Origin of the sequence: Amycolatopsis kentuckyensis (genome assembly GCF_041679295.1) — a bacterium.
In the GTDB taxonomy this organism is placed as follows: domain Bacteria; phylum Actinomycetota; class Actinomycetes; order Mycobacteriales; family Pseudonocardiaceae; genus Amycolatopsis; species Amycolatopsis kentuckyensis_A.
On record NZ_JBGDMD010000008.1, the window covers coordinates 309,852 to 329,616 of the forward strand.

21 protein-coding genes are annotated in these 19,765 nt (G+C 71.5%); 11 read left to right on the plus strand and 10 right to left on the minus strand.

The window, feature by feature from the left end; genetic code table 11:
- Nucleotides 1-17 precede the first annotated feature (17 nt).
- Both ACERZO_RS33410 and ACERZO_RS33415 read left to right on the plus strand, forming a co-directional pair.
- The gene (locus ACERZO_RS33410; RefSeq protein ID WP_444843240.1) at nucleotides 18-707 is read left to right on the plus strand and encodes an SDR family NAD(P)-dependent oxidoreductase; all 690 of its coding nucleotides are present in this window, start codon (nucleotides 18-20) and stop codon (nucleotides 705-707) included.
- Nucleotides 708-717: 10 nt separating this feature from the next.
- Complete coding sequence (locus ACERZO_RS33415; protein ID WP_372669469.1) at nucleotides 718-1,443, plus strand: nucleotidyltransferase domain-containing protein; 726 nt, start codon at nucleotides 718-720, stop codon at nucleotides 1,441-1,443.
- Here ACERZO_RS33415 and ACERZO_RS33420 read toward each other — a convergent pair.
- Both ACERZO_RS33420 and ACERZO_RS33425 read right to left on the minus strand, forming a co-directional pair.
- On the minus strand, nucleotides 1,440-2,720 hold the full coding sequence (locus tag ACERZO_RS33420; protein ID WP_372669471.1) for a 6-phospho-beta-glucosidase: 1,281 nt from the start codon (nucleotides 2,718-2,720) through the stop codon (nucleotides 1,440-1,442). The genes ACERZO_RS33415 and ACERZO_RS33420 overlap by 4 nt on opposite strands.
- Complete coding sequence (locus ACERZO_RS33425) at nucleotides 2,717-3,460, minus strand: DeoR/GlpR family DNA-binding transcription regulator (protein WP_372669473.1); 744 nt, start codon at nucleotides 3,458-3,460, stop codon at nucleotides 2,717-2,719. The genes ACERZO_RS33420 and ACERZO_RS33425 overlap by 4 nt, the downstream gene beginning before the upstream one ends.
- Before the next feature lie 113 nt (nucleotides 3,461-3,573).
- Here ACERZO_RS33425 and ACERZO_RS33430 point away from each other — a divergent pair, with 113 nt between their 5' ends.
- The 5 genes from ACERZO_RS33430 to ACERZO_RS33450 all read left to right on the plus strand — a co-directional run bounded on the left by ACERZO_RS33430 (nucleotide 3,574) and on the right by ACERZO_RS33450 (nucleotide 7,416).
- Nucleotides 3,574-4,602 carry a carbohydrate kinase family protein gene (locus ACERZO_RS33430; RefSeq protein ID WP_372669475.1) on the plus strand — a complete coding sequence of 343 codons (1,029 nt, stop codon included), beginning with the start codon at nucleotides 3,574-3,576 and terminating at the stop codon, nucleotides 4,600-4,602.
- Nucleotides 4,602-5,300 carry a heavy metal-binding domain-containing protein gene (locus ACERZO_RS33435; protein WP_372669477.1) on the plus strand — a complete coding sequence of 233 codons (699 nt, stop codon included), beginning with the start codon at nucleotides 4,602-4,604 and terminating at the stop codon, nucleotides 5,298-5,300. The genes ACERZO_RS33430 and ACERZO_RS33435 overlap by 1 nt, the downstream gene beginning before the upstream one ends.
- A gap of 89 nt (nucleotides 5,301-5,389) precedes the next feature.
- Nucleotides 5,390-6,187, plus strand: a complete 798-nt coding sequence (locus ACERZO_RS33440) for a heavy metal-binding domain-containing protein (protein ID WP_372669479.1) — start codon at nucleotides 5,390-5,392, stop codon at nucleotides 6,185-6,187.
- Nucleotides 6,188-6,196: 9 nt separating this feature from the next.
- On the plus strand, nucleotides 6,197-7,015 hold the full coding sequence (locus ACERZO_RS33445) for a heavy metal-binding domain-containing protein (RefSeq protein WP_372669481.1): 819 nt from the start codon (nucleotides 6,197-6,199) through the stop codon (nucleotides 7,013-7,015).
- Nucleotides 7,015-7,416: a hypothetical protein gene (locus ACERZO_RS33450; protein ID WP_372669483.1), complete on the plus strand. Its 402-nt coding sequence runs from the start codon at nucleotides 7,015-7,017 to the stop codon at nucleotides 7,414-7,416. Before ACERZO_RS33445 ends, ACERZO_RS33450 begins: the two co-directional genes overlap by 1 nt.
- Nucleotides 7,417-7,483: 67 nt before the next feature.
- Here the strand turns inward: ACERZO_RS33450 and ACERZO_RS33455 are convergent, their stop codons facing one another.
- Both ACERZO_RS33455 and ACERZO_RS33460 read right to left on the minus strand, forming a co-directional pair.
- The gene (locus ACERZO_RS33455; protein WP_372669485.1) at nucleotides 7,484-9,541 is read right to left on the minus strand and encodes a PQQ-dependent sugar dehydrogenase; all 2,058 of its coding nucleotides are present in this window, start codon (nucleotides 9,539-9,541) and stop codon (nucleotides 7,484-7,486) included.
- A 69-nt stretch (nucleotides 9,542-9,610) separates the two neighbouring features.
- The gene (locus tag ACERZO_RS33460) at nucleotides 9,611-10,480 is read right to left on the minus strand and encodes an alpha/beta fold hydrolase (RefSeq protein WP_372669487.1); all 870 of its coding nucleotides are present in this window, start codon (nucleotides 10,478-10,480) and stop codon (nucleotides 9,611-9,613) included.
- A 64-nt stretch (nucleotides 10,481-10,544) separates the two neighbouring features.
- On the opposite strand from ACERZO_RS33460, the gene ACERZO_RS33465 reads away from it, so the two are divergent.
- Together ACERZO_RS33465 and ACERZO_RS33470 are read left to right on the plus strand one after the other, a co-directional pair.
- Nucleotides 10,545-11,108: a CGNR zinc finger domain-containing protein gene (locus ACERZO_RS33465; RefSeq protein WP_372669489.1), complete on the plus strand. Its 564-nt coding sequence runs from the start codon at nucleotides 10,545-10,547 to the stop codon at nucleotides 11,106-11,108.
- Between the two features lie 10 nt (nucleotides 11,109-11,118).
- Nucleotides 11,119-11,526 carry a VOC family protein gene (locus ACERZO_RS33470; RefSeq protein WP_372669490.1) on the plus strand — a complete coding sequence of 136 codons (408 nt, stop codon included), beginning with the start codon at nucleotides 11,119-11,121 and terminating at the stop codon, nucleotides 11,524-11,526.
- On the opposite strand, the gene ACERZO_RS33475 is transcribed toward ACERZO_RS33470, so the two are convergent.
- The 4 genes from ACERZO_RS33475 to ACERZO_RS33490 all read right to left on the minus strand — a co-directional run bounded on the left by ACERZO_RS33475 (nucleotide 11,527) and on the right by ACERZO_RS33490 (nucleotide 15,218).
- Nucleotides 11,527-12,282: an SDR family NAD(P)-dependent oxidoreductase gene (locus ACERZO_RS33475; RefSeq protein WP_372669492.1), complete on the minus strand. Its 756-nt coding sequence runs from the start codon at nucleotides 12,280-12,282 to the stop codon at nucleotides 11,527-11,529.
- A 60-nt stretch (nucleotides 12,283-12,342) separates the two neighbouring features.
- On the minus strand, nucleotides 12,343-13,182 hold the full coding sequence (locus tag ACERZO_RS33480) for an SCO6745 family protein (protein ID WP_372669494.1): 840 nt from the start codon (nucleotides 13,180-13,182) through the stop codon (nucleotides 12,343-12,345).
- A gap of 10 nt (nucleotides 13,183-13,192) precedes the next feature.
- Nucleotides 13,193-14,398, minus strand: a complete 1,206-nt coding sequence (locus tag ACERZO_RS33485; RefSeq protein WP_372669495.1) for a cytochrome P450 — start codon at nucleotides 14,396-14,398, stop codon at nucleotides 13,193-13,195.
- Nucleotides 14,399-14,495: 97 nt separating this feature from the next.
- A complete protein-coding gene (locus tag ACERZO_RS33490) occupies nucleotides 14,496-15,218 on the minus strand; it encodes an SDR family oxidoreductase (protein WP_372669497.1) in 723 nt (240 codons plus the stop codon).
- 171 nt (nucleotides 15,219-15,389) lie between these two features.
- Here ACERZO_RS33490 and ACERZO_RS33495 point away from each other — a divergent pair, with 171 nt between their 5' ends.
- Together ACERZO_RS33495 and ACERZO_RS33500 are read left to right on the plus strand one after the other, a co-directional pair.
- The gene (locus ACERZO_RS33495; protein ID WP_372669499.1) at nucleotides 15,390-16,955 is read left to right on the plus strand and encodes a discoidin domain-containing protein; all 1,566 of its coding nucleotides are present in this window, start codon (nucleotides 15,390-15,392) and stop codon (nucleotides 16,953-16,955) included.
- A 75-nt stretch (nucleotides 16,956-17,030) separates the two neighbouring features.
- The gene (locus ACERZO_RS33500; protein ID WP_372669501.1) at nucleotides 17,031-17,648 is read left to right on the plus strand and encodes an SAM-dependent methyltransferase; all 618 of its coding nucleotides are present in this window, start codon (nucleotides 17,031-17,033) and stop codon (nucleotides 17,646-17,648) included.
- A 66-nt stretch (nucleotides 17,649-17,714) separates the two neighbouring features.
- On the opposite strand, the gene ACERZO_RS33505 is transcribed toward ACERZO_RS33500, so the two are convergent.
- Nucleotides 17,715-18,731, minus strand: a complete 1,017-nt coding sequence (locus tag ACERZO_RS33505) for a S1 family peptidase (RefSeq protein ID WP_372669502.1) — start codon at nucleotides 18,729-18,731, stop codon at nucleotides 17,715-17,717.
- Nucleotides 18,732-19,388: 657 nt separating this feature from the next.
- Nucleotides 19,389-19,682: a GNAT family N-acetyltransferase gene (locus ACERZO_RS33510; RefSeq protein ID WP_372669504.1), complete on the minus strand. Its 294-nt coding sequence runs from the start codon at nucleotides 19,680-19,682 to the stop codon at nucleotides 19,389-19,391.
- Nucleotides 19,683-19,765 lie beyond the last annotated feature (83 nt).

Consider the following 19,765-nt stretch of genomic DNA (forward strand, 5'->3'; position numbering starts at 1 on the left):
GAGGACCTTTGTCCAAAGTGATCGCCGTCCTGGGGGTCGGCCCGGGGCTCGGCCTGTCCATCGCCCGCCGGTTCAGCCGAGAAGGCTTCACGACGGCGCTGGTGTCGCGCACCGAAACCCGGCACGCGAGCTACCGCGAGTCCGTGGGCGGCACCACGCACACCTACACCGCGGACGTGACCGACCCGGCCGAACTGGAAGCCGTTCTAGCGCGCATCGAAGCCGACGCCGGAGAAATCGACACGGTGTACTTCGGCCCCGCGGACCTTTCCGGTCCCCGCCCCGTCCCGCTGACCGAAGCAAGCGCCGACGTCGTGCGCGCGCCCTTCGAGTCGATCGTGGTCCCGGCGGCGCGGCTCGTCGAAGCGGTCCTGCCCGGCATGCTTGAACGCGGCTCGGGCGCGCTGCTCTTCGCCGGCGGCCTGAGCGGCAAGTACCCGATGCCGATGCTCGGCAGCTTCGCGCCGGCGTCGGCGGCTTTGCGCATGTACGTCCTGACGCTCCACGAGGCCCTGCGCGATACCGGCGTCTACGCGGGCGCGTTGACGATCGGCGGCCTCATCGAGCGCGGCGACATCCACCGGGAGTTCACGTCCCAGGACCACGGGTTCACCCCCGGGACGCTGAACCCGGACGACATCGCGGACACGGCGTGGACGCTCTACACCGAACGGAAAGAAGCCGAAGCGGAGTTCGTCGGCGGCTAACCTGGGGATCATGTTCACCACTGGGGATCGGACCCGGCTCCGCGACGCCCTGGTCGACGCGGCCCGGTCGGACGGGCGCGTCACCGGCGCCGCGCTCACCGGCTCGGCCGCGCTCGGCGCCGAAGACTCGTGGTCGGACATCGACCTCGCCTTCGCCGTCGACGGCGACCCCGAGCCGGTGCTCGCGGACTTCACCACGCTGATGTACCGCGAGCACGCCGCGGTGCACCACCTGGACGTCGTCTTCGAGCGGACCGTGTTCCGGGTCTTCCTGCTGGCGAACACCCTGCAGGTCGACCTGGCGTTCTGGCCGGCGGCGGACTTCGGCGCGACCACGCCGAAGTTCCGCCTGCTGTTCGGCACGGCGCAGGACCGCCCCGCGACCCCGCCGCCGGACGCGCGCCGGCTGGTCGACCTGGCCTGGCTGCACGCCCTGCACGCGCGGTCGAGCATCGAACGCGGCCGCGGCTGGCAGGCGGAGTACATGATCGGCCGGGTCCGGGAGTACGCGCTGACCCTCGCCTGCCTGCGCCACGGCGTGCCCGCGGTCGAGGGCCGCGGCCTGGACCAGCTGCCCGCCGAGGTCACGAAACCCTTCGAGGCGACGCTCGTCCGCGGCCTCGAAGACGCGGCGAGGGCGTTCCACGCGGTCGTCGAGCTGCTCATCGGCGAGATCGGCCACGTCGACACCGACTTGGCTCAGCGGCTGGCGCCACTCCTGCGCGAGATTTCCTAAGCGAGGTAAGCGAGTTCCGGGTGCGCGGCGACGTAGGCGTCGAGCAGCCGCCGTGCCACGGAGACCGAGTCGACCAGCGGGTGCAGCGCGAACGCCCGCAGCGCCGCCGCGCGCGAACCGGTCGTCGCCGCTTCGATCGTCGCCCGCTCGACGGCCTTGACGGCCGTCACCAGGCCCAGCGCGTGGCCGGGCAGCGGCTCGGTGGCGAGCGGCCGCGCGCCGTTCGCGTCGACCTCGCACGGCACCTCGACGACCGCGTCGGCCGGCACGCCCGGGAGCGCGGATCCGTTGCGCGTGTTGAGGATCAGCGTCGTCCGTTCGCCGTGCGCGATGGCCCGCATCAGCGCCAGCGCGACGTGCTCGTAGCCGCCACCCTCGAGATCGTCACGCTCTCCTTCGCGCGTCTCGGCCATGTACGTCGCTTCACGCTCCAGCCGCGTGCGTTCCCACGACTCCAGCGAAGGTTCGGCGTAGAAACCGCGTTGTTGCTCCAGCAACTGGGCGCCGCGTGACGCCGAACCGCCGGCTTCGCGGGCGAAGTAGTAATAGTGCAGGTATTCGTTGGGCACCGCACCGAGCGCATGCAGCCACTCCGCGCCGAAGAGCTTGCCCTCCTCGAAGGATTCGAGGACCCCGCGGTCGGCGAGCAGGTCCGGCAGCACGTCCTGACCGCCGACCCGGACCGCGCGCAGCCAGCCCAGGTGGTTCAGACCGGCGTAGTCGAACCACGCCGTCGCCGGGTCGATCCCCAGCGCCCGCGCGACGCGGCGGCACAGCCCCACCGGCGAGTCGCAGATGCCGAGCACGCGGCCGCCGAGGTGCGCGGCCATCGCTTCGGTGACCATCCCGGCGGGGTTGGTGAAGTTGATGACCCACGCGCGCGGCGCCAGCTCGGCGATCGTCCGCGCGAGGGAGACGGCGACCGGGACCGTCCGCAGCCCGTACGCGATCCCGCCCGCGCCCACGGTTTCCTGCCCCAGCACGCCTTCCGCGTGGGCGATCCGTTCGTCGAGCCGGCGTCCGCGCAGCCCGCCGACACGGATGGCGGAGAAGATGAAGTCCACATCGGACAGTGCGGCGGTCAGGTCGGTGGTGGTGCGCACCCGGGGCGCGTTCGCCACCCCGTGCGCCTGCTCGGCCAGGACCCGCTCGATCGCCGCCAGCCGCCCGGCGTCGACGTCGTGCAGGACCAGCTCGGTGACGCCGCCGTCCGCCAGCAGCGCGCCGTGCACCAGCGGCACGCGGAAGCCGCCGCCGCCGAGGATCGCGAGCCTCACCGCAGCACCTCGACGCCGGCCTCGCACAGGGTCGCGCAGGTGGGCTCGTCGGCCCCGGGCGTCGTGACGACGATGTCGAGCGCGTCCGGCCCGCACACCCTCGCCAGCCCGGTGCCGGGGAACTTGCCGGCGTCGGCGAGCAGCACCACGCGATCGGCGGCGGCGACCATCGCACGCTTGACCGGGACCTCGACGACCGTCGAGTCCATCACGTGCCCGTCGGCGCGGACGCCGCTGGTGCCGAGGAAGACGGTGCCGGCGCGCACCTGGCGCAGCGCGTCCTCAGTCAGGAATCCCACCATCGAGTGATAACTGCGCCGGACCACGCCGCCGAGGAGGACGAGCTGGACGTCGTCGGCGTCCTTCAGCTCTTCGTAGACGGCGAGGCTGCTGGTGATCACCGTCAGCGCGCGGTCCCGCAGGTGGCGCGCCAGCCGGTGCGCGGTGGTGCCGATGTCGAGCAGCACGGTGTCGCCGTCGGCGACCAGGCCCGCCGCGCGCCGGGCGACGGCGTCCTTCTCGTCGGCACGCTCGGCGGCCACGTGCGCGAACGGCTCGTCACCGGCCGCCATCGCTCCGCCGTAGACGCGGGTCAGCCGGCCTTCGCGCCCGAGGAGCACCAGGTCGCGGCGCACGGTGGCCTGGCTGACGCCGAGCCGCTCGGCCAGCACGCCGACCGGCGCCGGGCCCTCCGCGCGGAGGGCCCGCAGGATCAGCTCGTGACGACGCTGGGGCAGCATGCGGGGACGATAGCAGTCAAACCCGCTCACCAGCCGATCGAGTTTGCGCAGCTCTTGCGCATTCCGCGCATCTGAAGCACGCTCGTGCGCATCCTCGATCCCCGGAGGCGCCCGTGCCGGAAGAGTCCGTACCCGACATCGATGTCTTCCTGTCCGGCCTGCTGTTCTTCGACCTGGTCTTCACCGGGCTCGAGCACCCGCCGGCGCCGGGCACGGAGGTGTGGACGGGCGGCATGGGTTCCGGGCCGGGCGGCATCGCGAACTTCGCGGTCGCGCTGAGCCGCCTCGGCCTCCGGACGTCGCTGGCGGCCGCGTTCGGCACCGACGTCTACGGGCGCTACTGCTGGGACGTCCTGGGCCGCCAGGAGCACATCGACCTCTCGCGGTCGCGGCGGTTCCCGGAGTGGCACTCTCCCGTCACCGTCTCGCTGGCCTACGCCGGCGACCGCGCGATGATCACCCACGGCCACCCGCCGCCCGTCCCGGTCGCCGAGCTGGCCGGGTCGCCGCCGCCGAGCCGCGCGACCGTCGCGCACATCGGCCTCGACACCGCCGAGTGGGTCCACACCGCGCACCAAGCCGGCAGCCTCGTCTTCGCCGACGTCGGCTGGGACCCGTCGGAGACGTGGTCGGCGACGCTGCTCGACCAGCTGGCCTGCTGCCACGCGTTCCTCCCCAACGACGTCGAAGCGATGCACTACACCCGCACGGACAGCCCGGAAGCGGCGCTGGCGAAGCTCGCCGACCTCGTCCCCGTCGCGGTGATCACCCGCGGCGCGGCGGGCGTCCTCGCGGTCGACGGCACCACGGGCGAGACGGCGGACATCCCGGCGCTGCCGGTGAACGTTCTCGACGCGACCGGGGCGGGCGACGTCTTCGGCGCGGGGTTCGTCGCGGCGACCCTGACCGGCTGGCCCCTGGCGGACCGGCTCCGCTTCGCGGGCCTCACGGCGAGCCTGTCGGTCCAGCACTTCGGCGGCGCGCTGGCCGCCCCGGGCTGGCACGAGATCGCCGAGTGGCACGCGCGCACCCGCCTGCCGGACTACGCGTTCCTCGACGACGTCCTGCCGGCCGAGACGATCGCCGAGACGTCCCGCCGCGGCCCGGTGACGCTCGGCTTCGGCGACGACAGCTGGCGCTAGTGCACCCCCGCGCCGGCCGCTACACGACGTCGGGGCTGCGGACGTCGCTGCTGTCGGTGCCGGGCGCGGTGGGCGCCGAAGCGGTCGGGCTGCGGCCGGTCGGCGAGGTGATGGGCTGCGTGGTCTCGCAGTCGGAAGACCTGGTGCCGGGCCTGCGCCACGGCTACGCGACGGCGCTGGACCGGCTGCGCGCGGAGGCGACGGCGCTGGGCGCGGACGGCGTGCTGGCGATCGGCTGCACGGTGACCCGCGTGAGCGCAACGGTCCGCGAGTTCGTGGTGCTAGGAACGGCGGTCCGAGCCGTCCGCGGCAAGCGCCCGGCCGGGCCGTTCACGACGGGTTTGCCCGGCCCGGACGTGGCGAAGCTCCTGCTGGCGGGCTGGGTCCCGGTAACGCTGGCGATCGGCATCGACGGCGACCGGGCGTACGACCTCGCGATGACGGACCGCCCGGGCGCGGAGGCACCGATGCCGACGGACCTGGTGACCCGCGTCCGCGCGGCGGCCCGCGCGGAGTTCCGGGCAGCGGTGCGCGAATCGGGCGCGGACGGCGGGTTGGTGACGTCGACGACGTTGCGGGCATGGGCACTGGGCAACACGGGAGCGGCGGCGGTGGCAAGCGTGTTCGGCACGGCGATCGCCCGGTTCGCCGACGGGCCCGCTCCGACGGCCGCGCGCGGTGTCCTCCCGCTCGGCTGATCGCGACCTTCCGGACATACCCCGTCCTCGCCTCGACCGGACGCGAATCCGTGCCACGATGGGAAGAGCGGTGACGGAAGGAGGCCCCTGTGCCCAAGCGGGACGTTCGCGACCTGCCGCCGGCCGCGCAGGCGCGTGTCGAGCGCTTCGAGGCCTCCGGGCTCAAGACGTCGCTGCTGAGCGTGCCCGGTGCGGTCGGGGCCGAGGTCGCCGGCTTCACCCCCGTCGGGGACGTCATGGGCTGCGTGGTGCAGCAGGCCGGGTGGACCGGGCCGAACTGGTGGGCCCTCGACGGCGTGCGGCTGCAGGCCGACGCCCTGCGCCAGGGATACGCGACCGCGCTCGAACGGCTCACCCAGGAAGCGAAGGCGCTCGGCGCCGACGGTGTTCTGGGCATCGGCTTCACGATCACCACGCTCGACGAGGTGATGCAGGAGTTCGTCGCCCTCGGGACCGCCGTGCGCGCCGAGACCGAGCAGCGGCCGCGGCGCCTCTTCACCACCGATCTGCCGGGCCAGGACGTCGGCAAGCTCATGCAAGCGGGCTGGGTCCCGGCGCGCGTCGCGATCGGTGTGTCCGGCCAGGCGGTGATGTCCCGCTACATGAGCTACCAGACCAGTTCGTGGGCGGTGAACGTCGAAGTCGACGCGCCCACGAAAGCCGTCACCGACGCCCGGGCGGCGGCCCGCGCCGAGTTCGGGCAGGCGATCCGCGACTGCGGTGCCGACGGCGGCATCGTGTCGGACCTGCGCGTCGACGCCTGGCCGGTGCAGGACTTCGCGGTGGTCGCCCTCGCCACCGTCACCGGCACCGCGATCGCCCGCTTCCACGAAGGCCCCACCGCGCCCACCCGCGCGCTCAAGATCCTGCCCTTGAACCGTTCCTGAGGAGGCTTCGTGACCACCGCGGACCCCGCCGCGCAGCACATCCCCGAGGATGCGATGCGCCGGCTCGCCGAGATGCGACCGGGCCAGAAGACCAGCCTGTTCACCTCGGACCTGAGCGTCAACGAGTTCCTCCTCGTGCGCGAAGCCGGCTTCCGGCCGCTCGGGCTGGTGCTCGGCTCGAGCATCTACCACGTCGGGTTCCAGATGGGACGGTGGAGCAAGAACCAGGAGCTGGACCGGCTTTCCCAGGCGATGTACCACGCCCGCGAGCTCGCGATGTCCCGGATGGAGGCCGAGGCGGACGTCCTGGGCGCCGACGGCATCGTCGCGGTCCGGCTGGAGATCGAGTTCAAGGAGTTCGGCAGCGACCTCGCCGAGTTCATCGCCGTCGGCACCGCGGTGAAGGCCGACGAACCCGGCGAATGGCGCAACAACACCGGAAAGCCGTTCACCAGCGACCTTTCCGGGCAGGACTTCTGGACGCTGGTGCAGGCCGGCTACGCGCCGCTGGGCATGGTGATGGGCACGTGCGTCTACCACATCGCGCACCAGCGGTTCCGGCAGATGATGGGCAACATCGGCCAGAACGTCGAGATCCCGCAGTACACCGAGGCGTTGTACGACGCGCGCGAGCTCGCGATGTCGCGGATGCAGGCCGAGGCGGAGCAGCTGGAGGCGGAGGGCATCGTCGGCGTGCAGCTGCTGTCGCTGCCGCACCGCTGGGGCGGGCACACGACGGAGTTCTTCGCCATCGGCACCGCGGTGAAGCCGTTGCGCGCCGACCACCACATCGCCAAGCCGCAGCTCGTGCTGCCCCTCACCGACTGATGGGCGGCGAGCTGGACTTCCACCTGGTGGCGGCGGCCCTGCGCACGGACCGCGCGGACGTCGAGTCCTACCACCGGGTCCTGTCCGAGACGCTGGGCAGCGCGCTGCCGCCGGGCATGGTCGAGGTCGACCGGCGCCGCACGTTCGCCGACCGCGTGGCGGGCCGCGACGGCCAGGCGACGGCGGTGCGCGTCCGGACGCCGGACCGGGTGCTGGTGCTGAGCGCCGGCAAGCACGGCGGGGTCGCGGCGGAGATCCACCAGGTGGTGCGGGGCGTGGTGATCAGCCGCAAGGAAGCCGCGATCGACGATTGGCTGGCAGCGCTCGCGCAGGAGTTGACGGCGTTGGCGGCGAAGGACGCGAGGGCGCGGGATGCGCTCTCGCGTCTCCTCGGCGGCTGAGTCCCGGATGTAGTGAATGACTCATTCCTGTCGCCTGGTGACAGGATGAGTCATTCACTGCACGAGGCTACGCGACCGTCACCCGCAGGATCTTGTTGTGGCTGTTGTGCGGTGTGCTGTCCTTGTCACCGTCCACACTGGTCGCCAGCCACATCTGGCCGCCCGGGGCCGGCTCCACCGTGCGGAGCCTGCCGTACGTTCCGCTGAAGAACGTCTGGAAGTTCGTCAGCGAGCTACCGCTGATCACCGCCCGGTACAGCCGCGCGCCGCGCTGGCACGCCACGTACAGCGCGTCGTGGATGATCGTGATCCCGCTGCACGATCCCTGCGCCACCGGGTACGTCTTCTTCGGCGCGATGAAGCCCGCCGTGCCGCACGAACCCGACGTCCCTTCGCACGACGGCCAGCCGTAGTTGCCGCCCTTCACGATCAGGTTCGTCTCGTCCATGATGCTGTTGCCGAACTCCTGCTCCCACAGCCGGCCCTGCGAGTCGAACGCCAGGCCCTGGACGTTCCGGTGTCCGTAGCTCCACACCGCGTTGTGGAACGGGTTGTCCGCCGGGATCGAGCCGTCCGGGTTGATCCGCAGCACCTTTCCGTTGGGGCTGCTGGTGTTCGACGCGTTGGCGCCGTTCTGCGCGTCGCCCGTGCCGGCGAACAGGTACTTGCCGTCCGGGCTGAAGCGCAGCCGGCCGCCGTTGTGGAACTTGTTGCGCGCGATGCCGGTCAGCAGGACCTGCTCGGTGCTCGTGGTGAGCGAGTCGGCGGCCGGGTCGTACTTGATCCGCACGATCCGGTTGTCGTTCGGCGAAGTGTGCATGATGTACAGCCAGTGGTCGGCCGCGAACGACGCCGGGTTGATCTCCAGCCCGGTCAACCCGCCTTCGCCGTCGGTGCTCTGGACGTTCGGGACCGTCCCGATCGTCTTCTTCGCCCCGGTCTTCGGGTTCAGGTGGACGATGGCGTGCGCGTCGCGCTGGTTGTAGAGGATCGTGCCGTCGGGCAGGGTCACCAGGCCCCACACGACGTCGTCGTCGGTGCCGACCTGCGTCGCGCCGCAGACACCCTGCGACGGCGTGCAGCCCGACCCGCCGGTGGTCGTGACGTCCAGGACCGGCGTGCTCGGGTCGCTCAGGTTGCCGTTCGCGTCGATCGCCCGCACCTGCAGGTGGTAGGCCGTGTCCGGGGTCAGGCCGCCGAGCGTGGTGCTCGCGGTGTCGGACGTGCCGATCTGGTTGCCGGAGTCGAAGATCCGGTAGCCGGTGACGCCGACGTCGTCGGTCGACGCGGTCCACGCGAGACCGATCGACGTGCTGGTGACCGCGGTCGTGTGCACGTTCCCCGGCACCGACGGCGGAGTGTGGTCGTCCGACGGCGGCGTCTTCACCGACAGGGTGCCGCTGGCCTGCGAGACGTTCCCCGCGGCGTCACGCGCGTTGACGTAGAAGCCGTACGTGCTCTTCGGGCTGAGGTTGCCGCAAGTGGCCGTGAGGGCGCCGGTCGTGCTGGCGCAGAGCTGACCGTCGCGGTAGACGTCGTAGCCCGCGACGCCGGCGTCGTCGCTCGCCGCGGTCCACGAGATGGTCGCGCTGGTCGCGGTGACGGCGTCGAGTGTCGGCGTGCCGGGCGGCGTCGGCGGCGTGACGTCCCCGATCGACCCGTAGACGCCGAACTCCTGCAGCGAATAGCCCTTCGACGCGTCCGTGCGGCAGCGTTTCGTCCCGTACACCCGGACGTACCGGCCGGTGCCGTCGAGGGAGGTCAGGTCTTCGACGCCGCCCTTGCCCGTGGTGGTCGCGTAGATCTTCGTCCACGTGACGTGGTCGGCTGAGGTGTCGATCTCGTACGCCGTCGCGCAAGAAGCGTCCCACTGCAGCCGGACCCGGCTGACGTGCGCCGCCGCGCCGAGGTCGACGTAGATCCACTGTGGATCGACGCCGGCCGCGCTGGCCCAGCGGGTCGCGGAGTCGCCGTCGACCGCGTTCGCCGCCGGGCAGCACCCGCCCGACGACGACGCCGTCACCGGTTTTCCTTGCGACAACAGGGAATCCGCGGCTCCCGCCGGGGTGACCGTCGCGGCGACCAGCGCGAGCGCGATCGCCCCCACCCGAATCCGTCTGCCCATTACCGTCCTCCAGGAGTGCTGACGACGGCGGAGGTCGGAAAAAACCTTACGAGCGCGCCGACCGGGCGGTCAACCGGCATCCCGCTCAACGGGCAGCACCCGGCCGAGGAAACCGCGGATGTACCCGGCGATCGTGTCCAGGTGCGTTTCCAGCGCGAAGTGGCCCGAATCGAGCAGGTGGATCTCGGCGTCGGGCAGGTCGCGGGCGTAGGCGCGGGCGCCGTCGGCGACGAAGATCTCGTCGTTGCCGCCCCAGACGGCCAGCAGCGGCACCCCGCTGGTCCGGAAGTACTCGTGGAACTTCGGATACAGGCCGATGTTGTGGTGGTAGTCGGCGAGCAGCGCCATCTGGATCTCGGCGCCGCCCGGCCGGTCGAGCAGGGCTTGGTCGTGGATCCAGACGTCCGGGCTGACCAGCGCCGGGTCGGGGACGCCGTCGAGGTACTGCGCCTTGGTGGCTTCCAGGCTGACCATGCCGCGCAGGTCGGCTTCGGTCAGCGTGCCGGCGGCCAGCCTCTGCGGCAGCCCGGCGCCGAGGCCGTCGACGTAGGCGTTGCCGTTCTGCGTGACGATCGCCGTGACCCGGTCCGGGTTCCCGGCCGCGATGCGCAGCCCGACGGGGGCACCGAAGTCCTGGATGTACAGCGCGAAGCGGTCCAGGCCGATCTCGTCGAGCAGGCCGAGCGTGAGTTCGGCGAGGGTGTCGAAGGTGTAGGTGAACTCGGCCACCGGCGGCGCGTCCGACGCGCCCGCGCCGAGGTAGTCCGGCGCGACGACGTGGTAGCGGTCGGCCAGCGCCGGGATGAGGTGCCGGTACATGTGCGAGCTCGTCGGGAAGCCGTGGAGCAGCACGATCGTGGGGGCGTCGGCGGGCCCGGCCTCCCGGTAGAAGAGCCGGTGCCCGGCGACGGTGGCGTAGCGGTGGTGCACGGCGACCATGGGTCACTCCTCACGTCTCATGTTTATTGACTCATTTATCCATGAGACGTCGTACACTGTCAACATGAGGGCCGGACTGAAGGAGGCGAACGTGGTCACTGCGGCACCCGGCGAGGAGCGCTCGCCCGCGCTGGCGCTGGTCAACACGCGCCGGCTGAGCGCGGGCGGCGAGGTCGACGACCTGGCCGGACCCGCCGAGGCCGCCGGGTGGCTGGGCTTGGCCGCCGCTCTCGGCGCGGACGACCTCAGCCGTGTCACGGACCTGCGCGCGGCGGTCCGCGAGCTGCTGGCGGCGCTGACGGAGGACCGCGCGCCCGCCGCCGACGCCGTCGAGACGGTGAACGCGGCCGCCCGCGCCGACGCCGCCGCCCCGCAGCTCACCTGGCCCCACCGCGAGTGGCGCAGCACCCGGCCGGGCAGCCTGGAGGAGGCCCTGGCGACGCTGGCCCGCGACGCGATCGACGTCGTCACCGGCGACCTCGCCCCGCTGGTGCGCCCGTGCGAGGCCCACGGGTGCGTGCGGTACTTCTTCCGCGAGCACGCCCGCCGCCGCTGGTGCTCGACGACGTGCGGCGACCGCGTCCGCGCCGCCCGCCACCAGCGGCTGGTGGTCGAGCGGCGCGGGTAACGTGGCTCACATGGAATGGACGCTCGAGGTGGTCGTGGTGCCGGTGTCCGATCTGGACCGCGCGAAGGCCTTCTACGCGGACCAGGTCGGTTTCACCGTCGACCACGACATGACGGTCGGCGAGGGCGCCCGGTTCGTCCAGCTGACCCCGCCGGGCTCGGGCTGCTCGGTGGTCATCGGCAAGGGCGCGGTGCCGGAGATGACCCCCGGGTCGCTGAAGGGACTGCAGCTCGTGGTCAACGACCTCCCGAAAGCCCACGCGATGCTGCGCGAGCGCGGCGTCGAGGTGAGCGACATCGAGGTCTACGGCACGGGCGCGTGGGACGGCCAGGCCAACCTCGACAACGTGGGCTTCGTCCACTTCGCCGACCCGGACGGCAACGCCTGGATGGTGCAGCAGATCTCGTCGCGCAAGTAGCTAGTCCACCAGGGCCCCGCAGCTGACGTTGACCGTCGAGGCCGTCATCGTGCGGGCCCGGTCCGAGGCCACGAACGCCGCCACCGCGCCGACGTCCGCCAAAGTCGCCGTGCGGCCCAGCATCGTCTTGCCCGCGACGCTCGCCTCGATCGCCTCGCGGCCCGCGAACTCCGCCGGCAGGGTCTCCGGGATGCCGCCCGTCCGGAGCGTCACCGCGCGCACGCCGTGCGGGCCCAGCTCCGCGGCCAGCTGGCGGCGCATCGCCTCCAGCGCGTGGAACGCCACCTGCAGCCCGCCCACCGAGAACTCACGCACCGGCTCGCCCGCGCCGCCGAAGAACAGGAGCACGCCCGACCGCTGCTTGACCATGTGCCGGGCCGCCGCGCGGGCCGTCAGGAACTGGGTGCGGACCGCCGTCACGACCGGACGCTCGTAGTCCGCCGGCGTCATGTCGATCAGCGGGGTGCCCTGGACGTCGCCGTGGGTGATCAGGTTGAACGAGATGTCCAGGCCGCCCTCGGCGGCCACCGCGTCGGCGTGCTCGTCGACCGCCCGCTCGTCGAGGGCGTCCACCTCCGCGACCTCGGCCGCGCCACCCGCGGCGCGGATCCGCTCGGCGACCTCGTCGAGCCGCGCGTGCGTGCGGCCCGCGAGGAACACCCGCGCGCCTTCCTCCGCGAAGGCCGCGGCCACCGCCGAGCCGATCCGGCCGCCTCCGCCGTAGACGATCGCGTTCTTGCCGTTGAGCAGTGTCATGAGTCCCTCCGAGGTCCGGGTTCACCGGTGCGTCGAACGGGACCCGCCGGAATCGACACGTCAGGGACGCGGGACGCCCATCGGGTTCGGCACCGGGACGACGCCCGCGTCGATGACGGCGCGGCTGAGCGGGACCGCCAGGTCGAGGAGCCGGTCCAAGCCGTCGCCCAGCGCGTCCACCGGAGCCGACGCGAGGCGGTCCGTGTCGTCTTCGAGGCGGGTACGCACCGCCGTCCCTTTCGCGGTCAGCCGGCCTCGCGAATCCAGCAGGCCGCGGGTCCGCAGGCGCTCGGCGGCCGCCGTCCAGTCGTCCTCGGTCCAGCCCCGGTGCGGCTGGACGTCGCCGCGGCCGAGCACGCCGTCGCCGATGTGGGTCAGCGTGGTCTCCAGGCCGGTCAGCCCGGCGTGGACCGCGGCCAGGACGTGGCCGTCACCGCGGTGCTCGCGCAACACCGTCGCCGCCAGCCAGAGCCGGCCCAGCGTCCCGGCCGGCCGGGGCACCGCGGCCCACGCCGCCGCGAGGGGCCGGCCGTCGAACCGGCACGCGGCGGCGGCCCGCTCCAGCAGCTCCGCCAGTTCGCCGTGCCCGGACCCCACGACCCGGTCCAGCGCGGCTTCGACGGCGGCCAGCCGCGAGCCGAGCACGTCGTCCGGCGAGGCGAACGACCACGCGTCCGGCAACGCCCGCGTCACCATCGCCGGGGCGAAGCCGAACAGCACGGACGTCGCCGGCCCCGGGCCGATCGGCCCCAGCGGCGCGAGGCGGCCCGCGAAGTACCCCATCCAGTACCCCCGCAGGCCTGCCTCCTTCGCCGCGGCCGCCGTCTCGGGCGCGAAGTACACGACGGCGTGCAGGGGTTCGACGGCCGCCCAGAGCCGCCGCGCCGGTGAAGGTGTCATGCCGTCATTCTCAGCCCCAGGCGACCGGCAGCTCCCGCACCCCGTACACCAGCGTGTTGTGCTTGAACGCGAGGGATTCCCGCGGCACCGCGAGCCGCAGGCCGGGCACGCGGCGGAACAACCGCGTCAGCGCTTCCTGCAGCTCGACGCGCGCGAGCTGCTGGCCGATGCACTGGTGGGCCCCGAAGCCGAACGCGACGTGCGTACGCGGCGACTCGCGGTGGAAGTCGAGCTTGTCCGCGCCGGAGAACAGCTCTTCGTCGCGGTTCGCCGAGTTCAGCGCGGCCACCAGCCACTCCCCCGCCTTGACCGCGCGGTCTCCGACCTGGACGTCCGCGGTCGCGTAGCGCAGGACGCCGAACTGCACGACCGACAGGTACCGCAGCAGCTCCTCGACGGCGCGCTCCGGCGCCGACAGCACGACGTCGCGCTGGGCCGGGTGTTCCAGCAGCACGAGCGTGCTGAGCGCGATCATGTTGGCCGTCGTCTCGTGGCCGGCGACCAGGAGGCTGAGGCCCAGCACCACGAGTTCTTCCATGGTGAGCGGGTCACCCGAGGTTTCGCCGCGGGAAATCAGCCTGCTGAACAGATCGTCCTGCGGATTCCGCTGTTTGTCGGTGAACAGTTCCGCGAGAAAGCCGGAAAGCTCGTCGTAGGCCTGCTGTCCTTCTTCGCGCGTGGCGTCGGTGCTGACGAGCAGCCCGCTCTGCCGCTGGAACCGCTCGCGGTCCGCGTACGGGACGCCGAGCAGCTCGCAGATCACCAGCGACGGGATGGGCAACGCGAAGTCCCGCACCAGATCGGCTTCCCCGGGCCGGGCGAGCATCGCGTCGAGGTGGCTCTCGACGAGTTCCTGGACGTAACCACGCATCGCCTCCACGCGTCGCACGGTGAACTCCGCGATCACCATCTTCCGGATGCGGGAGTGTTCGGCGCCGTCCAGCTGGATGATCGAGCCGGGGCTGACTTCCTCGTCGAGGTCGGCGTTCGGGTTGACGTGCACCGACGAGGCACCGCGCGAGCTCAGGGTCCGGTCGGCGAGCACCGCGCGGACGTCCTGGTACCGCGTGACGAGCCAGGCATCCATGCCGGCCGGGCACCGCACCTGCGACGTCGGCGCGGTTTCCCGCAGGGTGGCGTAGGTTTCGGGTGGGTCGAACGGGCATCCGGCCGGTCGTGCCGTCGGGAGGGCCGGGGTTTCGGACGCTGCCGTCACGGCGGATCACACCTCTCGTGCGGTGGTCTGGACACTTCCACCATGGAGAGAACCGGCGCGGTCGTGGGACGTTCGACCCACTTCCGACCCGGATGGCCTAGCGAGCCCCGTAAGCCCCGCCGTTGACGTGCACCACCTGCCCGGTGATGTGCCCCGCCTCCGCCGACGCCAAGAACCCCACGGCAGCCGCGACTTCCTGCGGCGTCCCCGCGCGCTTGTCGAACGCCACCGACACCCGCGCCGCGACCCATTCCTCGGAAACCGTCCCGTGGAAGAACTCCGTGTCGAGCGTGACGCCCGGCGCCACCACGTTCGCCGACCCCGCCGCGCCCAGCTGCCGCGCCAAGTCGGTGTTCCACGCCTCGATCGCCGCCTTCGCCGCGCCGTACGAGCCCGAACCCTGTTTCGCCGCGACAGACCCGAGCGTCACGACCCGCACGTTGTCCCCGAAGCGCGGCTTCAACGCCGTAGTGACCAGCACCGCCGAAACGACGTTGGCCTCGAAGTTCGCCCGCCAAGCGTCCGCCAGCCCCGCCAGCCCGACCGGCGCCTCCCGGACGCGGTCGGTGTTGCCCCCCGCGTTGTTGACCAGGACGTCCACCCGCGCAGGCAACTCCGCCAGCGCCGCCTGCACCGCCTCCGGGTCGCTCGCGTCGAACGCCACCGCCCGCGCGCCCAGCTTCTCCGCCGCCGCTTCGAGCACGTCCTTGCGCCGGCCCGTGATCGTGACCCGCTCGCCCGCCGCCGCGAAACGTGCGGCGATCGCCAGCCCGATGCCCGTGCCGCCGCCGGTGACCACGACTTCCCGTTGTTCGCTCATGGCGCCATCTTCGCCGAGCGGACCACCGGCGCGGGCGGATTTCCCGGCGACCGGGACACGAAACCGGATTCGTTAGGAAACTTTACGAATAGCTCTTGACGCCGCGCCGCCGCCCGGCGAACCTGGACGCACGCCGCAGTCATCGTCCGCCCCACCCCTTCCGGAGGCAGCATGACCCGGCGCGCGCTCGTGCTCGTCGTGACCCTGTTCCTCGCGTTGGCCACCGCCGGCGCCCCCGCGGCGAACGCGGCCACCACACAGCCCACCTTCCTCACCTTCTACGGCTGGTGGGACAACACCCCACCCGGCGGCGACATCTCCTATCCGCAGATCCACGACACCGCGGGCGGCAAGGGCACCTACGCCGACCCGATCACCTTCGCCACCAGCAGCGACGAGCTCAAGCCCGGCACCAAGGTCTGGGTGCCGCGGGTGAAGAAGTACTTCATCATGGAGGACGGCTGCGACGAGTGTTCCGACGACTGGAACAGCCAGGGCCCGAACGGCGGACCCGGCCTGCGCCACATCGACCTCTGGCTCGGCGGCAAGGGCGGCAGCGCCTTCGACGCGATCGACTGCGAAGACGCGCTCACGCACTACAACCCCGACAACACGCCGGTCATGGAGCCGGTCGTCGTCGACCCGCCGTCCAACGAGCCGTACGACTCGACGCCGATCTTCGACACCAGCACCGGTGAGTGCTGGGGCGGCGCCCAGCCGAACACGACGGTCGGCCAGTACCAGAACAACTCCACCGGCACGTGCCTCGAAGCCCCGAGCAGCGGCACCACGCTGAAAGTGGCCGCCTGCACCGGAAGCGACGCGCAGCGGTTCACGTTCCACGGCGCTTTCCTGGTCATCAACGACAAGTGCGCGGGCATCTCCGGCAGTTCGATCGTGCTGCAGACCTGCACGGGCGGCCCGGCCCAGCAGTGGTCGATCAACCCCGACGGCACCATCTCCGACATCCAGACGAGCAAGAAGTGCTTCCGCGCCTCGGGTTCGACGCTCACCGCGGGCAGCTGCTCCGGCACCCAGGCCCGCTGGACGTTCACCGCGGCCGGCGCGCCGAGCGGCCTCAGCGTGACGCCGTCGTCGGTGTCGGTCGCGCCCGGTGCTTCGGCGACGGCCACCGTCACCGCCACGGACGCCGTCACGCTGTCCGCGAGCGGCGCGCCAGCTGGGGTGACGGTGTCCTTCGCGCCGGCTTCGGTACCGGCCGGCGGCACCTCGACCGTCACCGTCGCCGCCACGACCGCGAGCCCGGGATCGGCGACGGTCACCATCACCGGCGGCACGAAAACCGCTTCCCTGGGCATCACGGTCACCGGAGGCACCGAAACCCTGCTCTCCCAAGGCAAAACCGCGACAGCGTCGTCGACCGAGTCGTCTTCCTACCCGGCGAGCGCGGCCTTCGACGGCAACCTGACGAGCACGCGCTGGGCTTCCAAGGAGGGCAGCAATGCCGAGTGGCTGCGCGTCGACCTCGGCGCCACCAAGCAGGTCTCGCACGTCAAGCTGACCTGGGAAGCCGCCTACGGGAAGGCCTACACCATCCAGACGTCGGCCGACGGCACGAACTGGACGACGATCTACAGCACCACGACCGGCAACGGCGCCACGGACGACCTCACCGGCCTGGCCGGCAGCGGCCGCTACGTGCGGATGAACGGCGTCACGCGCGGCACGTCGTACGGCTACTCGCTGTACGAGCTGCAGGTGTACGGCACGGCCTGAGTTGCCATTCCGGCAACGCGATTTGCCTCCTCGGTGACGTCCTCCGCATGCTGGGGACGTCACCGAGGAGGAACCATGCCGCACGAGGGCCCCATGATCGTCGAAGAGATGCTCAAGCAGGAGTTCTGGGAAGCGATGTACCAGCGCGACGAGCACCGGATCTGGAGCGGGAACGTCAACGCGAACCTCAGCTCCGAGGTCGAGGGGCTGACGCCCGGCCGCGCCCTCGACCTCGGCTGCGGCGAAGGCGGCGACGCGATCTGGCTCGCGAAGCAGGGCTGGACGGTCGACGGCGCCGACATCTCGACCGTCGCGCTCGCCCGCGCGGAAGAAGCGGGCAAGGAGGCCGGCGTCGACGTCCGCTGGCTGCACCGCGACATCCTGAAGTGGCAGCCGGAGGAGCAGTACGACCTGATCTCCGCGCAGTACATGCACTTGCCGCCGGCCCTGCGCCGCGACGTCTTCACGGCGGCGGCCGCGGCCGTGAAGCCGGGCGGGTCACTGCTGGTCGTCGGGCATTCGCCGAAGGCCATGCGGGAGTTCGACGGCCAGAAGCCACCGGAGGAGCTGTACTTCGAGCCGGAGGAGATCACGAGCTACCTGGGCGACGCCTGGGAGTGGCTCGTCGAGACGTGCGAGACGCGCGGCGAGGGCCACCACACGGACGCCGTCTACCGGGCGAAGCGGCTCTGAAAACGGAAGCGGGGGTCCCGTCACGCGCCCTCGACGCGTGTGACGGGACCCCCGCGGGTCTCTCGGTCAGGCGAGCTCGAGGCCGTAAGCCTGCAGCTCCAGGGTGAGCGGGTAGAAGTAGCTGGTCACGGTGTCGCCGCCGGACAGCGTGCCGAGGCCCTTCTCGCCGTCGTAGGCCGGGCCGCCCGAGTCACCGTGGTCGGTGTGCGCGGTGGTGCCGAACTCGTGGTTGAGCACGCCGACGTCGAAGTTGACCGACTCGTCGACCGAGGTGACCTCGCCGCTGCCGCCACCGGTGGTCGAGCCCTGCTTCTGGATCTGCTCGCCGACGGTCGGCTCGGCCGCGGAGGTGATCTTCTGGCCGGTGTTGATCTCGCCGGGGCCGGTGCCGTTCGGGCGGGTCAGCAGGCCGGAGTCGGCGCCGGGGCAGTCGCTCTCGACGACCTCGGCCCCGGAGACGTCGCCGCCGGACCAGGTGCCGCCGAGGTTGGTGCAGTGGCCCGCGGTGAGCAGGAACGGCTCGCCGCCGCGCGTCACGTTGAAGCCGAGCGAGCAGCGGCCCTGGCTGTTCTGGATGGCGTCGCCGTCCTGGATGTGCAGCTCGAGCTTGCCGGTGCGGTGCTCGACGCGGACGCTGTCGCCGTACTTCGCGGCGGCCGCGGCGACCTTGCCGGCGGTCTCCTTGCTGGCGGCGTCGTAGACCTTGACGACGACCTGGTTGGTCTTGGTGTCGATGCCCCACGCGGTCTGCGGGACGTTCTTCACCGCGTCGAGCTGGTTCTTGACGCCGGTGAGCGCGGCGAAGGTGTGCTTGACCTTCTTAGCGGTGAGGCCGGCGGCCTGCACCTGCTGCACGGCGGCGTCGTCGACGACGTTGACGACGGCTTTGCCGTTCTCGAGGTAGACACCGCCGGAAGCGGCGCCGAGCGCGTTCGCCACCTGGGTGGCACTGGTGATGGCCTGGGCCTGCATCGCGGCGAAGGCCAGCGGGGACGCGGTGGCCGCCGACGAGCACACGCCCGCCGTCAGCGCGGCGGCCGACAAGACGGCGAAGGTCTTGAGGGCGGTCTTCCGGGGAGTCATCAACTTCCTCCAGGTTGCCGGTTCGAAGCCTGCGCCGGTCACTTTCGTTGCCAGGCAACCAACGCAACACCGACGAAGGTTGGTTAATAACCAGCAGATCCGGACATACCTCGCGTTAAGGACCCATTTGCCCCAGTGAGGTTCCGACGTTCGGCCCACGCCACCGACATGAATGAGTCATTCATGTCGTCCGGCGACATGAATGACTCATTCATGTCATCCGCCAACCGCCACCTCAACGACTGACTACCAACCGCCTCGCCACGCCACAAAGGCCGCCGCCAAAGGCGAGAGGCCCCCGAGAACAGACACCGACGAGAACCCAGACTCCCCCGCACCCCGATCCGAAGCCACAACACGGCCGGCAACGCCGGGTCAAGGCATCTTTCCCGCCTTGACGCGGTGTTGCCGGCCGTAGTCACCATGACAGCTTCGGGGTGCCGGAAGAGCTTTGACAGAACAGCTGCCCCCACCCCACCCCGGAACGCCGGGCCGAAGAGGCGCCTCGACGGACCGCCGAGTTCCGGTAGTCATCAACGACTCGTTCATCGCATCCGGCGAGATGAACGACCCGTTCATGACGTCACCGGCCGCCGGAGCGGCCGCACCGATCCGACTCTGCCGAGCCCCTGTCACCCGACGAAATGAATGACTCATTCAGCCCTTCGGCCACCGAACGTGGTCCTCGTACCCCGGGTTCTTGCGCAGGAATCCGGCGATGAACGGGCAGACCGGCACGATCGTCCGGCCCTTCGCGACGACGTCGTCGAGCGCGCCGGCCGCCAGCACCTTCCCCAAGCCCTGCCCCGAGAACGCGTCGTCGATCTCGGTGTGGGTGAAGACCGTCAGCTCACCGCGCTCGTCGTAGTAGGCCGAGCCGGCCAGCTTCTCGTCGACCCACAGGTCGTAGCGGCCCTCGTCCGGGTTGTCGGCCACTCGGGTCTCGGTCATCGGCACTCCTGTCGTCGCTGGGCCGGCCGGGGGAAGTGCCCGACCCGTTCGTGTGCAACCCCGGCTGCTCCTCTTGGCGGGCA

What these genes read in the sequence shown, in the direction of transcription:
- ACERZO_RS33460 (WP_372669487.1), bottom strand. Translation starts at nt 10,480, where the DNA reads ATGGTCGCCGTGCACCACCGCTACGCCACCGTCGCCGGGCACCGGCTC.
- ACERZO_RS33465 (WP_372669489.1), top strand. Translation starts at nt 10,545, where the DNA reads ATGAGGGCCGGACTGAAGGAGGCGAACGTGGTCACTGCGGCACCCGGC.
- ACERZO_RS33480 (WP_372669494.1), bottom strand. Translation starts at nt 13,182, where the DNA reads ATGACACCTTCACCGGCGCGGCGGCTCTGGGCGGCCGTCGAACCCCTG.
- ACERZO_RS33470 (WP_372669490.1), top strand. Translation starts at nt 11,119, where the DNA reads ATGGAATGGACGCTCGAGGTGGTCGTGGTGCCGGTGTCCGATCTGGAC.
- ACERZO_RS33415 (WP_372669469.1), top strand. Translation starts at nt 718, where the DNA reads ATGTTCACCACTGGGGATCGGACCCGGCTCCGCGACGCCCTGGTCGAC.
- ACERZO_RS33455 (WP_372669485.1), bottom strand. Translation starts at nt 9,541, where the DNA reads ATGGGCAGACGGATTCGGGTGGGGGCGATCGCGCTCGCGCTGGTCGCC.
- ACERZO_RS33450 (WP_372669483.1), top strand. Translation starts at nt 7,015, where the DNA reads ATGGGCGGCGAGCTGGACTTCCACCTGGTGGCGGCGGCCCTGCGCACG.
- ACERZO_RS33425 (WP_372669473.1), bottom strand. Translation starts at nt 3,460, where the DNA reads ATGCTGCCCCAGCGTCGTCACGAGCTGATCCTGCGGGCCCTCCGCGCG.
- ACERZO_RS33500 (WP_372669501.1), top strand. Translation starts at nt 17,031, where the DNA reads ATGCCGCACGAGGGCCCCATGATCGTCGAAGAGATGCTCAAGCAGGAG.
- ACERZO_RS33495 (WP_372669499.1), top strand. Translation starts at nt 15,390, where the DNA reads ATGACCCGGCGCGCGCTCGTGCTCGTCGTGACCCTGTTCCTCGCGTTG.
- ACERZO_RS33490 (WP_372669497.1), bottom strand. Translation starts at nt 15,218, where the DNA reads ATGAGCGAACAACGGGAAGTCGTGGTCACCGGCGGCGGCACGGGCATC.
- ACERZO_RS33505 (WP_372669502.1), bottom strand. Translation starts at nt 18,731, where the DNA reads ATGACTCCCCGGAAGACCGCCCTCAAGACCTTCGCCGTCTTGTCGGCC.
- ACERZO_RS33475 (WP_372669492.1), bottom strand. Translation starts at nt 12,282, where the DNA reads ATGACACTGCTCAACGGCAAGAACGCGATCGTCTACGGCGGAGGCGGC.
- ACERZO_RS33510 (WP_372669504.1), bottom strand. Translation starts at nt 19,682, where the DNA reads ATGACCGAGACCCGAGTGGCCGACAACCCGGACGAGGGCCGCTACGAC.